Origin of the sequence: Enterobacter chengduensis (assembly GCF_001984825.2) — a bacterium.
Taxonomy (GTDB): domain Bacteria; phylum Pseudomonadota; class Gammaproteobacteria; order Enterobacterales; family Enterobacteriaceae; genus Enterobacter; species Enterobacter chengduensis.
In genome coordinates, this window is the sequence record NZ_CP043318.1 from 4,090,561 (window position 1) to 4,105,547 (window position 14,987).

9 protein-coding genes are annotated in these 14,987 nt (G+C 58.3%); 1 reads left to right on the forward strand and 8 read right to left on the reverse strand.

Features of this window, described 5'->3' with window-relative positions; translation table 11 throughout:
* Nucleotides 1-42 precede the first annotated feature (42 nt).
* Complete coding sequence (gene argA, locus FY206_RS19775) at nucleotides 43-1,374, forward strand: amino-acid N-acetyltransferase (protein ID WP_014885072.1); 1,332 nt, start codon at nucleotides 43-45, stop codon at nucleotides 1,372-1,374.
* A 34-nt stretch (nucleotides 1,375-1,408) separates the two neighbouring features.
* Here argA and recD read toward each other — a convergent pair whose 3' ends face one another.
* From recD to FY206_RS19815, 8 genes are all read right to left on the reverse strand, one after another.
* Complete coding sequence (recD, locus tag FY206_RS19780) at nucleotides 1,409-3,229, reverse strand: exodeoxyribonuclease V subunit alpha (RefSeq protein WP_077064450.1); 1,821 nt, start codon at nucleotides 3,227-3,229, stop codon at nucleotides 1,409-1,411.
* Complete coding sequence (gene recB / locus FY206_RS19785) at nucleotides 3,226-6,768, reverse strand: exodeoxyribonuclease V subunit beta (protein WP_032643173.1); 3,543 nt, start codon at nucleotides 6,766-6,768, stop codon at nucleotides 3,226-3,228. The genes recD and recB overlap by 4 nt, the downstream gene beginning before the upstream one ends.
* Nucleotides 6,765-9,632 carry a pitrilysin gene (ptrA, locus tag FY206_RS19790; RefSeq protein WP_032643175.1) on the reverse strand — a complete coding sequence of 956 codons (2,868 nt, stop codon included), beginning with the start codon at nucleotides 9,630-9,632 and terminating at the stop codon, nucleotides 6,765-6,767. Before ptrA ends, recB begins: the two co-directional genes overlap by 4 nt.
* A gap of 140 nt (nucleotides 9,633-9,772) precedes the next feature.
* Nucleotides 9,773-13,147, reverse strand: a complete 3,375-nt coding sequence (gene recC, locus FY206_RS19795) for an exodeoxyribonuclease V subunit gamma (protein ID WP_032643177.1) — start codon at nucleotides 13,145-13,147, stop codon at nucleotides 9,773-9,775.
* Nucleotides 13,148-13,159: 12 nt separating this feature from the next.
* The gene (locus tag FY206_RS19800; RefSeq protein WP_032643179.1) at nucleotides 13,160-13,483 is read right to left on the reverse strand and encodes a prepilin-type N-terminal cleavage/methylation domain-containing protein; all 324 of its coding nucleotides are present in this window, start codon (nucleotides 13,481-13,483) and stop codon (nucleotides 13,160-13,162) included.
* Nucleotides 13,468-13,869: a DUF2509 family protein gene (locus tag FY206_RS19805; protein WP_032643181.1), complete on the reverse strand. Its 402-nt coding sequence runs from the start codon at nucleotides 13,867-13,869 to the stop codon at nucleotides 13,468-13,470. Before FY206_RS19805 ends, FY206_RS19800 begins: the two co-directional genes overlap by 16 nt.
* Nucleotides 13,866-14,426, reverse strand: a complete 561-nt coding sequence (locus FY206_RS19810; protein ID WP_032643183.1) for a prepilin peptidase-dependent protein — start codon at nucleotides 14,424-14,426, stop codon at nucleotides 13,866-13,868. The genes FY206_RS19805 and FY206_RS19810 overlap by 4 nt, the downstream gene beginning before the upstream one ends.
* On the reverse strand, nucleotides 14,420-14,881 hold the full coding sequence (locus FY206_RS19815; RefSeq protein ID WP_032643674.1) for a prepilin peptidase-dependent protein: 462 nt from the start codon (nucleotides 14,879-14,881) through the stop codon (nucleotides 14,420-14,422). Before FY206_RS19815 ends, FY206_RS19810 begins: the two co-directional genes overlap by 7 nt.
* Nucleotides 14,882-14,987: the final 106 nt, after the last annotated feature.

A 14,987-nucleotide genomic window follows, 5' to 3' on the forward strand; every position in this document is an offset into this window, starting at 1 on the left:
AAATACAGAAATTACGAATAAACATTCATTAAGGGTTGTGCCATGGTGAAGGAACGTAGAACCGAACTGGTCCAGGGATTCCGCCATTCTGTTCCCTATATCAACGCCCATCGGGGAAAAACGTTTGTCATCATGCTTGGCGGCGAAGCCATTGAGCATGAAAATTTTTCCAGCATCGTCAATGACATTGGCCTGCTGCACAGCCTCGGTATCCGCCTGGTGGTGGTGTATGGCGCGCGTCCGCAGATCGACGCCAACCTGGCCGCTCATCACCACGAGCCTATCTACCATAAGCATACCCGCGTGACTGATGCGAAAACCCTGGAGCTGGTAAAACAGGCGGCGGGTCTGCTGCAGCTGGATATTACCGCTCGCCTCTCCATGAGCCTGAACAATACGCCGCTGCAGGGGGCGCATATCAACGTCGTGAGCGGCAACTTTATCATTGCCCAGCCGCTGGGCGTGGACGACGGCGTGGATTACTGCCACAGCGGCCGCATTCGTCGCATTGATGAAGAGGCCATACACCGCCAGCTGGACAGCGGCGCCATCGTGCTGATGGGCCCGGTTGCCGTTTCCGTCACCGGCGAAAGCTTTAACCTGACGTCCGAAGAGATTGCCACGCAGCTGGCGATCAAGCTGAAGGCAGAAAAAATGATTGGGTTTTGCTCCTCCCAGGGCGTCGTAAACGATGAAGGTGTGATTGTGCCGGAACTCTTCCCGAATGAAGCCCAGGCTCGCGTGGAGGCGCTGGAAGCCGAAGGGGATTACCACTCCGGCACCGTGCGTTTTCTGCGTGGCGCGGTGAAGGCCTGCCGCAGCGGCGTACGCCGTAGCCACCTGATCAGCTATCAGGAAGACGGCGCCCTGCTGCAGGAGCTGTTCTCCCGCGACGGTATCGGTACGCAGATTGTGATGGAGAGCGCGGAGCAGATCCGCCGCGCCACCATCAACGACATCGGCGGTATTCTGGAGCTGATCCGCCCGCTGGAACAACAGGGCATTCTGGTGCGTCGCTCGCGCGAGCAGCTGGAGATGGAGATCGACAAATTCACCATTATTCAGCGCGATAACCTGACCATCGCCTGCGCCGCGCTCTATCCCTTCCCGGAAGAGAAGATTGGTGAAATGGCCTGCGTGGCGGTGCATCCTGATTACCGCAGCTCTTCCCGCGGCGAAATGCTGCTGGAGCGCGTAGCGGCACAGGCGCGCCAGATGGGACTGAGCAAGCTGTTCGTGCTGACGACGCGCAGCATTCACTGGTTCCAGGAGCGCGGGTTCACGCCGGTGGATATCGATTCTCTGCCTGAAACGAAGAAAGAGATGTACAACTATCAGCGTCGTTCAAAAGTGCTGATGGCGGACCTGGGATGATACGATGCCCTCACCGTCCGGCGAGGGCTTTCATTCAGAGAGATTCAAATATCGCGCCCAGCCCGCTTCGGCGTTCCGTTCGGGTGGCAATCGCCTGCACCAGCACGCGTTCATCGGCATACAGCGACAGGCGCTGACGCGCGCGCGTAATGGCGGTATAGATCAGCTCGCGGGTAATGACGGGTGAAAGCTGCGTGGGCAGGACCAGCGCCGCGTGGTTAAACTCGGAGCCCTGGGATTTATGCACCGTCATCGCCCAGGCGGTTTCATGCTCGGGCAAACGGCTGGGCTGGAAGGACTTCACGCTCCCGTCCGGCATATGGAACCAGACGCGCAGCCCCTGGCCGCAGTCGAGCGCAATCCCGATATCCCCGTTAAACAGCCCCAGCGCGCTGTCGTTGCGGGAAATCATCACCGGTCGCCCCTCATACCAGCGCGAGTGCGGGTTACGGTTAATTTTGCGTTTTTGCGCCAGCAGCTGTTCCAGCCTGTCGTTCAGCCCCCGAACGCCAAAAGGCCCTTCCCTCAGCGCACAGAGCAGCTGATATTCGCCAAACGCGGCAATGACCTGCTCCGGCGAACTGTGCTGATGTACGTCCGTCAGAAAGCGCTGGTACCCCTGCAGGGCATCAGCGAGCATCGCCTGATAGGCTTCCCCGCTTTGCAGGGATTTTTTCTCAATATCGGTGTAGGTACCGTCAAATACCGCCGCAGTAGTGCGCCGATCCCCGCGATTCACGGCCGCCGCAAGCTGGCCGATGCCGGAGTCGCTGCCGAAACGGTAGCTTTTTTGCAGCAGACACAGGCTGTCGCGCAGCGCCCCGGCAAGCGAATGGTTTTCAGACGTGAGCGAACATCCGGTGAGACGGGCAAGCTCCTGCGCGCGTTCCGCGGTATATCCCAGGCTGGCATACGTGCAAATATCACCCAGCACGGCCCCCGCCTCTACGGAGGCAAGCTGGTCACGATCGCCGAGAAAAATGACGCGCGCGTGCGGCGGGAGCGCATCGATCAACCGCGACATCATCGTCAGGTCAATCATCGACGCTTCATCTACCACCAGCACGTCAAGGTGTAAGGGGTTACCGGCATGATAGCGCAGGCGCTGGCTACCCGGCTGAGCGCCCAGTAGCCGGTGCAGGGTACTGGCTTCATTCGGGAAGAGCGCAAGCTGCTCTCCGGTGAGCGGCAGCTTTTGCAGCGCGCCGCCTAGCGATTCCGTCAGGCGTGCCGCCGCTTTGCCGGTGGGGGCCGCCAGGCGAATACGGCACTTTTGCTCCCCCGATAGCTGAATCAGCGCGGCAAGCAGTTTTGCCACGGTGGTCGTTTTTCCGGTGCCCGGGCCGCCCGATATCACCGAAATCCGTCGCGTTAGCGCCACGGCAGCCGCTACTTTTTGCCAGTCCGTCGCCTCGTCAGAGGTAAACAGCGCATCCAGCACCTGCCGAAGCTGCGCTTCATCGCAGGGAAGCGGCGCGTTGGTCTCGCTGAAGAAGCGCGCTACCGTCAGTTCGTTACGCCACAGCCGGTTAAGATACAAACGCTCGCCGACCAGGATCATCGGCGTCCCGCTATCGGCTCCGCTCACGGCAGGCGAGCGGAGTAATGTCGCCTGCCAGTCCACCGCGTCACCCAGCAGCGCGAAACACGCCTGTAAAGCCGGAGGCATTTTCTCATCCACCGTCAGACGCGACAGCGGCAGACACACGTGCCCCTCCCCCGCGTCTTTGCTCAGAATAGCGGCGGCAAGCATGACGGCAGGCTCTTCGCCTGCCACCATCATGGCAAACTGCACGTCCAGGTGGCGCAGTAATCGTTGTTCAACCGCCTCCAGCAGTAGCGCCTGAATCGTCATGCCACTTCCTCCGTGCCTGCAGCAAACAGGCTATCCATTTTTTCAATCAGTTCCGCAGCCGGACGGGTGCTAAAGACGCCGGAACGCGGGTCGTTGGCGTCCACACCGCGCAGGAACAGGTAAATAACGCCGCCAAAGTGGTCTTCGTAGCGGTAATTGGCCATGCGGTGACGCAGGTAACGGTGCAGCGCCAGGGTATAGAGCTGATACTGCAAATCGTAGCGATGCATTTGCATCGCCGAGGCCATCGCCTGCTGGGTATAGGCTGTGCTGTCTTCACCCAGCCAGTTCGATTTGTAATCGAGCAGGTAGTAGCGCCCTTCGTGGCGGAACACCAGGTCGATAAAGCCCTTGAGCATCCCCTGCACCTGGCGGAAGTTCAGCGGCGGGCACCCCGCGGATAACGGATCGAACTCGCGGACCAGCGCGTCAAGCGCCTCGGCCCTGAGCGGGCTGGCGATGGGGAGATAAAACTCCATCTCCACCTGCTTATCTTTTGCGGTCAACTGGCTAAGCGAGATCCCCTGCGTCGTGAGCGGCGCGTGCAGTACCGCGCGGATCCAGTCGGTGAGAACCGGCTGCCACTGTGCGTCGTAGCCACCGCTTTGTAACATCTTCAGCACCCACTCTTCGGAAACCGGCTGGGTAAAATCCAGCTCTTCAAACAGGCTGTGCAAAAACGTGCCGGGCGATGCGCCGCGCGGAAACTGGTGCGGCGTTAGCAGCGGCTCCACGGGCACGCTACCGGCACCTGCGGCATCCACGTCCAGCTTTGGCATGAGATCCTGCGCAATACTCTGCCCATGCTGCTGTAAACCGGAGTAGCTGGTGACGCGCCAGTCGTCGGCAATGGTACGCACAACCTGGCGGGCATGGAGCGCTGACTCGCGCAGGTCCGGCATCTGCCAGCGGCTGTTGTCGGGCTGCGACGGAATATGCAGGGCAATATGCTCCGCGCAAAGCGATTCGATGCACTTGCGCAGGCCCGCCGCGTCTTTGGGTTCCCCCTGCTGAACAAGCCGCCCCAGCGCGCTCAGGTGAAAATCGGTCTCCCCGCTCTTTTCGCCCCGACGGCGGAACAGCGGCGCAACGCCCAGGCTACAGTGCCAGACCGAGCGGGTCAGCGCCACGTAGAGCAGGCGTAAATCTTCCGCCAGACGTTCGGCCTCTGCCAGCTCTACGCTGGACTCCGCGTTGCTGAGATCGAGCACCGCTTCGAACGACTCGCGATCGTGGTAAAAAGCCTGATCCTGCACGCGGTAATTAGCGATAAACGGCAGCCAGACCAGCGGGTATTCCAGGCCTTTCGACTTGTGGATGGTGACGATCTGCACCAGATGCTTATCGCTCTCAAGGCGCATCTGCTGGCTGGACGAATTGCTGTTCGGATCGGCAATCTGCTGCGCCAGCCAGCGCACCAGGGCGTGTTCGCTCTCCAGCTGGGTCCCCGCTTCCTGCAAGAGTTCGCCAATGTGCAGAATATCGGTTAGCCGCCGCTCGCCGCCTGCGGTAGCCAGCATATTCTCCGCAATGTGCCGCTGTGCCATAAGCTCGCGCACCATCGCCATCACGCCGCGCTTCTGCCACCTTTCACGGTAGCGAACAAACTCTTCTACCACGGCATCCCACGCGGCTTCGTCATGGTTGAGCGCATCAATGTCCCGCGCGTTCAGCCCGAGCATCGCGCTCGCCAGGGCGCTGCGCAGCGTGCTTTCCCGCTCGGGAGCCAGCACAGCCTGCAGCAGCCATAGCATCTCCTGGGCTTCCAGCGTTTCAAAGACGCTGTCGCGGTTCGAGAGGTAGACGGAGGGGATATTCAGTAACGTCAGGGCGTCGCGAATGAGCGCGGCCTCCTGACGGCTGCGCACCAGCACCGTAATATCAGACGCCTTTACCGTGGCAGGTTTATCTCCCTTAAACAGCAGCGCCTCACCCCGCGCGCCCGCGCTGAGCCAGTCCCGAATTTGCGCGGCACAGTGCTGGGCCATGGCATTTTGATAGTCGGCAACGCCGCAGCCTTCACCGTCCAGCAGCCAGAAGTTCATGGCAGGCTGCGTCTCGCCGTTAAACTCGAAGCGCAACGAGGCATTTTTCTCGGCGAATTTTACCGGCTGAAACGGGATCTCCCGGAACATAAACGCCGTATCCATGCGGCTGAAGAGCGCGTTGACGCTTTCCACCATGCCGGGGGAAGAGCGCCAGTTGGTGTCGAGCGTGTAGTGCGCGTCAACCTCGCTGCGGGCTTTCATGTAGGTGAAAATATCCGCACCGCGGAAGGCGTAAATGGCCTGTTTCGGGTCGCCGATGAGCAGCAGCGCGGTGTCGGGCTGCTGGCGCCAGATGCGGCGGAAAATCCGGTACTGCTGAGGGTCGGTATCCTGAAATTCGTCAATCATCGCCACCGGGAAACGGGTGCGAATCGCGGCGGCAAGCGCTTCACCATTTTCACTGCACAGCGCGGCGTCGAGGCGGCTCAGCATATCGTCAAAGCCCAGTTCCCCCCGGCGGCGTTTCTCACGCGCGACGGCTTCGCGAATTTCCGTCATGGCGCGGGTAATCATCAGATCGTTGAGCGTGAGGGGTTCCGCCAGCAGGGCTTCAATCGCCTCAAACAGGGGATGCTCAGGCACAATGCCGTCGGCTTTGGTTCGCTCAACCAGGAAACGCCGGGAGAATTTCTCCAGCGCGTCCGGGAGCTGATAGCCTCGCGTCTCCTCCTGCGCCCAGGCGCTGATCTTGTCGATCCATTTCCCCTGATTGCCGCGGTTGAACTTGCGTCGGTCAATCCCGGAATTTTCGATGATGCCGTCAATCTCGCCGACTGACGCCAACCATTTTTGCTTGATCCCGGCAATTTTCGCGACAATTTTTTCATGCCGAGAAGCCAGCGTTTCATCCGCAGGCGGCGGGGATTTGATGACCGGCGCTTCCCCCTGCAGATAGCGATCGATAGCCCTCAGCAGCGCCTCTGGCCCCTTCCACAACGCATGTACCGCCTCGGCGATATCGCGCGGTAACGGGTAGCAGTGGCGACGCCAGAAATCCGCGCAGGCCTGATAGCGCAGCACGGATTCATCTTCAATAAGCTGCTGTTCAAACAGCATGCCGGATTCAAACGCATTCAGGCTCAGCATGCGCTGGCAAAAACCGTGGATGGTAAAGACGGACGCTTCGTCCATCTGCCGTTCAGCGAGCAGCAGCCACTGGGCTGCCTGTTGCTTATCGGCAATTTCTTCAAGAAGGCTCGCGTAAAGGGGGTTATCCGTGCTCTGACGCAGACAGGCGATGCGCAGCTCGTGGATGTTAGTACGAATACGGCCCCGCAGCTCTGCGGTGGCGGCCTCGGTGAAGGTCACCACCAGCAGCTCTTCCACGCTCAAAGGGCGAGGAAAAGCGGCGCTGCCGCCAAGCCCTAACAGCAGGCGCAGATAGAGGGCGGCAATGGTGAAGGTTTTTCCCGTTCCCGCTGAGGCTTCAATCAATCGTTCACCCTGCAGAGGTAAACGTAAGGGATCAAGGGACTCAGCGGTGTCGGTCATTCTTTCTTACTCCAGGGCATAGATTGCTGCAGCGCGCTGACGCTCTTCCAGACTTTCCAGCCTTTCGGGTTCACGTACTCCGTTTTCCCGTTCTGGCTACCAGAAACCTGAGACAGGATGGTAATCCCCTGCGGCTTAATGACCGCCTGATGGAAGAAGTCGGCAACCTTCTGCGGCGTCAGCTGTTTTATCTCGGCCACTACTTTATCACGCGAATCAAATTTCAGATTACCGCGATCGAAATCTTTGCTCAGCTGCGAGGCTTCTTCACCCAGCGTCTGCGGCGGCTGCATCACCTGCGCGATGACGGCCTGCTGGATCTGGGCGAACTCTTCCGGCTTCATGGCGCGCAGTTTAGCTTCCACCTGGGGGAAGAAGGCCTGGTAACGCTGCCAGAGATACGCCGGCTGTTTATCGCTGCTTTGCAGCAGGAAGCCCAGCCCCCACTGACGACCAACGTTCATGGAGAAGGCAAACACCGCGTAGCCGAGCTGCTCCTCCGTGCGTAACTGGTTATAGAACCACGGCTGAATAATCTGTCCCAGCACGGCACTTTGCGCTGAACTGGCGAATTCATCGTAGCCCGTTGGCACAAATACCGCGGCCAGCGCGGAATCCGTGCTGTTACCCGTCTTTTCAAAAATCACATTCTGTTTTTTCTCAACCAGCACGTCCTGGTTGCGGCACCACTCGTCGCCTTTTGATCCGAGCTGAGTGCGCACGTTCTCCGCCAGGATTTTAGCCTGTTCCTCACTCATGTTGCCGACGATAAGGAACTCCGGGCGCGTGTTGGTTTTCAGCGCGTCGCGGTACGCCAGCACGTCTTTTAAGGTGATCGAAGGCAGCAGCGCGCGGCGGTCTTCTCGCTGGAAATAAGGCACCTGCGACAGCATTTGCGCGGGCATCAGCGCCAGATCGTAAGCTTTGCCTTTCTCCGCAGAATCCATCATCTGCGCATACCACGATTTGGCCTGTTCAAGCTGCTCTTCTGTCGGCGTATAGCTGAAATAACCCTCCAGCAGGGCCTGGAACAGCTGAGGCAAACGCTGGGTATAGCCGTTTGCATTGAGCATCAAACCGTTGTTGGCGTTGGTGGAGAAGGTGATCCCGCCTACGGCCGCCTGGTTGCTGAGCTGATCGAGCGCAATTCCGGCGAGATAGTCATTGAGCGCGAACATCACCTGATTTTTAGCGCTGTTCATCGCTTTCGGGTTGCGCAGCACCACGCTGACATCGGCCTTAGGCTCGCTTGCGAAGTAGCGGCTTGGGGTATACACCACGCGCAGCGTCGGCTCATCAATGATGAGTTCAGGGTGCGGGTAATCTTTCGTCGTTTTGATAAGCGAGAAGTCGTCCGGAATATAGGGGTTCAGCTCCGGCAGCTTCAACGCAATCTCCCCCGCCTTCTTCTGCCAGTCGGCGAAGGCCTGCGCGCTAATTTTATCCACCTGATAAGGGGCATCAACAAAATAGGCCGTCTTGTTATGCGGTTCGTCCGGGCTGATGTACCAGATGCGGGCATTCTCCGGCGTCATCATCGCCAGGCGGGCCTTTAACGCCTCGGCATCATACCGGTCGGCGATATTGACCGCGTCGAGCGTGTGCTCCACCGGCACGCGGATCATGGTATCCGCCAGCCACTCCACGTAATCCATGTCGCGGGTAATGGACGGATAACGGAAATCGAGATCAAGCACGTGGGCAAGTTCGTCAAAATAACGCTTATCGACGCCCTTCTCACGGAGTAATGAAAGGTAGCTGAAGATCGCCGCCACCACTTCATCACGGTTTGCCAGCCCTTTGTCGGTCAACGTGGCGGAGATCGCCAGCACGCCGCTGTTGCCGTTCACAACCGGATCGGAGTCGGCGCGAATACCTTCCACCAGCCCCTGCTTTTGCAGCCAGTCCGACAGCGTCCCCGGGCTTCGGTTACCTATCAGGTAGGTCACCAGCTCATCGGTTTTACTGCGAAACTGTGCCGTGTTGTTATCGATGCGGAATTCCACGCGCAGCACTTTGCGCGGCATGGCAGGGACGTAGTGGATCACGATACCTTTTTGCGCATCCGTGACCACTGGAACGGAGATTTCCGGCAGGTCGATATTTTTATTCGGCACCCGGCCAAACGTTTTGGCCGCCATACCTGCCAGCTCTGGTAAGGGTTTATTGCTGTAGATGACCGCTTTCATCAGGTTAGCGGAATAGTATTTATCGCGAAACGCGTGCAGGGCCTCAAGCACCGGACTGTTCGGCTTGTCGCTCAGGGTTTCCAGGTTACCGCCGGAGAAGCGCGAACCGGGGTGTGCGGGGTTGATGGTTTCGGCGCTGACCTGCGCCATGCGCATACCGTCTCGCGTGCGGGCCATGGTTAGCTCGGCATTCACCGCATTACGTTCACGATCGGCGTATTTTTTATCGAGCAGCGGCGCGGCAATAGCATCGGCAAGACGATCGACAGCCCCTTCGAGCGCATCATTTTCGACTTCGAGATAAAAGGCCGTGCGGTACGGTGCCGTGCTGGCATTGTGGCTGCCGCCATGCATCTTCAGAAATTCGGACAGGCTATCTGGCTGCGGGTATTTTTTTGACCCCATCAGCGTCATATGTTCCAGATAGTGTGCAAGCCCAGGATGCGCGTCAGGGTCTTCCAGCGATCCAACCGGCACCACTAATGCCGACAGGGATTTCACCGCCTGCGGGTCGGAAACCAGCAGCACGGTCATCCCGTTATCAAGACGAATAGCCTGATATTGGCGGGTATCTTTTTCGCTTTTACGAATAGTTTCCTGGACGGGTTGCCAACCGGAGTCTGCCTGAGTGACAGGTACCCAGAGGGCGAAAAACAACACAAACGCTTTAAACAAGGTGCTACCTCTTTATCACGGCTACATCATTAACACACTGCGTGCTGGACACGCCAACATCTCTTTATTGGGTACATCAGTCCGTGATAAGAGGTGCATCATAAATGAACACCTCTGACTGCGCAATTTTTATACAGCACTCAGGACTGATTAAATCTAAACAACGGCAGCAGGTAGCGCTGCGCCTCTTCCGTGATAGCGTCGAAGTATTCTGGCTCAAGCGTTCGCCACAAGCGCTGATACCACACATCTTCACCTTCACCACGCACCATCATGTTACCTTCGTAGGCCTGCATAAATTTGCTGCGCGCTTTCTGCAGCGAAGACTCATCCGTTAACATCGCATCATTCTGCGCGTCATAACAGGCTTTTATCCACGCACCGCCACTTTCAGGTAGTAACAGAAGCGGTTTGTTGATTCCCTGGCCGTAGCCCTCAATATACAAAGACAGATACCGTAACGCCTGTTCAGACTCCATCGGCGGGAAGCGCCACTCGCCCTCTTTGCGCACGAAGATCCGGCTTTCACCTTGATGACCCAACGCACTGTAGACAAGATGTTCCAGCCAGAGTTGCAATCCCTGGGAAACGCTAAGCATTGAGGGCCGCCAGCGCAGCAGCCCGTCAGGCTGAACCTGGGTTAACCAGCCAGTGAGCTGTACACCGTTGCAGCTGAGATCGATTTCAATACTTTTTCCTGGCTGTCGGCACGCTCTCACGCGCTCTGCCAGGGCGGTCATCTCCTGACACTGCGCCTCCCAGACGATCTCCCCGAACGCGCCGTAGGGCAGCTGCCCTGCGGCACGGTAGCGGCGGTAAAGCTTGTCCGCATCCTCCTCTTCAACCAGCGCGTTCAGCAATTGCAGGTTTAACTGGTAGCGCTCCAGCCCTTCCAGCGTAAAGGGCTCTGCATCAGGAATTTCACTCTCTTCAGAACGGAAGTTGACCTGTAGTCGCTGCTGGAAGAAGGCGCGCACCGGATGCGCCCAAAACCGCTGAAGCTGTTCAAAGGTCAGGGTGTCGACAGGCCGTGGGTCAAGCTCCTGAATGAAATCGGTATGTGCTCTCCCCTCTTTTTTTGCCGCGGGTAGCCACTCCTGAGCATAGCTCTGGCGCTCGCTGGCAACGTAATTCACAGGGTCAAACGGCATGCGGCTGTGGTAACAGGTGATATGGGCTTTCACCCTCTGCTCGCTTTCATCACAGTTGCGTTCTTCATCCCCCGGCAGATAGTGACTTTGGCCGATATAGTCCACCAGCTCCTGCACCAGAACGGAAGGGAAACGCTCGCTGTTGTCCTGGATGGAACGACCAATATAGCTGATATAGAGCTTACTCTGGGCGGAGATGAGCGCCTCAAGGAAAAGGTAGCGGTCATCATCACGGCGGCTACGGTCGCCCCGTTTTGGATTTGCGCTCATCAAATCGAACCCCAGCGGCGCCAGCGCGCGGGGATACACGCCGTCGTTCATGCCGAGCAGGCAGACCACTTTAAACGGGATAGAACGCATGGGCATCAGGGTGCAGATATTGATGGGACCGGCCAGGAAACGCTGGCTGATTCGCTCCTGGTCAAGCCGCTGCGTCAACTCATCCCTCAACAGCGACAACGGAATGGCTTCCTGATAGTGGGAATTCACGCCTTCGTCGATAATGGCCTGCCACTGTGTTTCAATGAGCGCCATTGCCGCTTCGGTGTCGCTGTCCGGCAGGAAGAAATCATTGAGCAACGCCCTGCACACCGGAAGCCACGCTTCAAGCGTTCGCGGCTGGAGCAGCTCGTGTCGCCAGCGGTTAAGCTGCATCAGCAGCGACGCTAAATGCCCCACCAGCTCAGCAATCAACCCGCTGGATTCATCGTAAGGCAGCACCTCGTTCCACTCGCCCTGGCTGCTCTCCATGGCGTAGCCCAGCAGCATACGCGTCAGACCAAATCGCCACGTGTGCTGCCCGGTTGGAGGAAGTTCGAACTCCTGCACGTTATCGTCATCGATCCCCCAGCGCACCCCAGACTCATTCACCCACTGGCGAAGGTAGCGCAGCCCCTCTTCATTGATGTTGAAGCGTGCGGCCAGCACGGGAACATCCAGTAACGCCAGAACATCTTCCGAGATGAACCGGCTATCCGACAGTGACAGCAGAGTGATAAAGGCCTGCAATAGCGGATGCGACTGGCGGGCACGACGGTCAGAGATAGCGTAAGGCAGGTATCGCTCACCCGTCGCGCTGCCAAAGACGGCCTGAATAAAGGGGCTGTAGCTGTCGATATCCGCCACCATCACCACGATGTCGCGCGGCGTCAGGTCGGGGTCCTCCTGCAGCATCGCCAGCAGCTGGTCGTGAAGCACTTCGACCTCGCGCTGCGGGCTGTGGCAAACGTGGAACGTGACGCTGCGATCGTCGGGATCCAGTTTTCGCTTACTGTCGCTGCGTTCGAACTCGTTCGCCGTCACGCCCATCACGACGCGGTTTTCCAGGTCCAGAATGTCTAACTGAATGTTATGCAGCAGGCTGTCCGGGGCTATCTCCACAAAGGCATCCACGTCACCTTCACCTGAGGACGTGATGTCTGAAAGCATATGAATGTAGTCACGCCCCAGCTTACCCCATGAGGCAAGCAGCGGATTGGGCAGGTTCTGGATCCCCTCTTCATCAAAAAGCTGCCCGACAGCCGAAACGTCTTTAAACAGAGGCACCGTTCGCTCTTCAAAAAGGCGCTTTCTTTGACGGGTCACCAGCCGTGCAAGCCAGCGTTCGTCAAGGATATCCCCCCAATACTGCCGGCAGGGGTTGGTAAACAAAATATGGATATCAATATGCTTACCCAGCGCATGCAACGCCTTCAGATAAATGGGGGGTAATGCGGATATCCCGCAGATAAAGACGCGTGACGGCAGCCGTGCCGGGCGCTCCGACGCATTTTCAAGTATCGAGATAAACCGATCGTACAGATTGGCACGGTGCCACTTAGGCTGGCCAAGTTTCTCCGTATGATCCACCAGCGCTTTCCACAGCGGTGCCTGCCATACCTGCGCCTCCGGCAGCCCGTCGACCAGCTCGCCCGCTTCCCAACGGATTAACCAGTCAGAACGGTAAACCAGGTATTGGTCGTAGAGATCGGCGGTGCGCGACGCCAGCTGGAACAGCTTGCGCTTATCGGTGTCATCGTTGAGGTAGTGACGCAGCATGGCAAATTCATCGCGCTGCAGCATTTCCGGCAGTAGCGCCATCAGCTTCCAGCTCATCGCCTGCTTGTTGAATGCGCTCTGCTCTGGAATATCCGGCAACACGCGCACGAACATGTCCCAGATAAAGCTCGCGGGCAGCGGGAAATCGATGTTCGCGGCTATGCCAAACTTGCGGGAAAGGGACATTTGCAGCCACTGTGCCATACCGGTGCTCTGCACCAGCACCATTTCGGGCTCAAACGGATCGTCAAGCCGCTCGCGCTCAACGATAAACTCCATCAGCGCTTCCAGCACATCCAGACGATTTGAGTGGTAGACCCTTAACATAGACGCTCCCGACTACTGGCTAACCGGGCAATGCAGACGCGTTATCTCACCGCGCCGCCCCAGAGGAGAAATAAGTGTAACCGTGATGCTGACACATCCTGCGTGCGTTGTCTGCACCCGACTGGCCTGCCAGCCTGCGGGGAGAACATTTGTTGAGAGCTGAGACTGGTTCCAGGCATGGTGCCAGAGCTGGCGATACTGATTGAGCACGGTAAAGCGCGCCGCCAGCGCCCGGTGATAGCCCGACAGCGCCGTCACGACGATCGTCAGCAGCACCATCGCCAGCAGGACCTCAACCATGCTAAACCCCTTTTCTCTGCTTACGGCAGTTGACATAACCCGCTCTCCTTAAGGGGGCAAAAATCGCTCCAGCCGTGAGGCGAAAAGCGAACTTTCCCATCGACAATCTCTCCTGCGCGCCAGAATAGCAGGTCACGGTCTCCGGCAATCAGCAACACGCGCGCCTCGCTCAGCGGGCGCAAACACACCTGCCACGCCGATGTGTTTTTGCACTGAACCTGTGGCTCTGACGACCAGCTCTGAACCCGTCCCCACTCAAGCGCGGATTGTATCTTCGCCTGCTGTTGAAGTGAGCGGCTCTCATCGCCCACGAGCGTGCTAAACGTGGTGAGCTGCTGATTGAGCCCTGTGAGGATCAGGGTACCGAGCACCAGTAAAAGCAGAACCAGCGCCAGCGAAGACATTCCGCGTTGACGATTCACAGGTTGTACCCTGTGACCGTATACCGCGCCTGCCAGGGCTCCCCCTGCTCGCCTTTACGCATCGCGGCCAGTTCGATATTCACCTCTGGCGCAAAACCGGCATGTTCCACTTTCCGCACGACAAAATGCGCGATCGTAAGCCTGTCCGGGTCGGTAAGCTTTTCCCATCCTTTCCCTTCACACGACGTCGCCCCTCGCTGAGTTTCCAGCGCGCCCGCTTCCAGACGAAAACCGGTGCTGTCATTTTCTGATGCCGTGTTGTCCCAGCTGCCGTTACCGTTGGCATCCCACCGCACAATGGCGCAACCTCCTTGCCTCGCGATCGTCAGCGCCTGTCCCTGACAGCTTCCCGCGCAGTACCCCGCACGCTGAAGCTGTTTGCCAAGGGCAAACAGCTGTTGCCAGACCTCTTCCTCCAGCTCTCTCTGGCCGGACTGCAGTAAGACCGCCCGCTGCAATCCGGGTAAAAAACGCGATGCGCTCATCAGCAAAAGGCTGCTAATCGCCATGGCAATCAGAACTTCAGTCAGTGAGAAACCGCGCTGCCTCATCAACATGAACCTCCCTCAGAAACTTGACACATCCTGATGCGCCCCCCATTTGAGACAATAATCAGCCACTCTCCCGCACGGCTTTGAACGCGTATTCTCCCCGCCCAAGCCGTATCCCGTAATCCATAGAACCCGAGTGACGGCGTGACCTCGCCGATCGCAACCTCAGGCCAGAGTGGGATCAGTACAAAGGGACTGCCCTTCTCACAGCCTTGCACGGCAGAGCTCGCCAGACAGTCCCGGTCACCCATCCGCTGACGGGAAATTTGATGGTCGCGGTTGTGGCGGTTGGCATGGTTGCGCAGAAACAGCAGGTAATCTCGCACCTGGCTGGCGGTTTGCCACAGCCGCTGCTGCCGTTGCCAGCTGTCCCAGCCGTACAGGCCAGAGGCGCTCAGGATAACAACAAGCGAAATCGCGACCAGCGTTTCGATAAGCGTAAAACCGTTCTCTTTTTTCATAACGGGAGTGTGGCGAAGCGGCGCGTACATGACGAGCGTCGGATCCTCGTTTTACGAGGCGTTATCCGGAGAATTGGAAGAGTTGCAGCGCGTTGCAGGCTTTCTG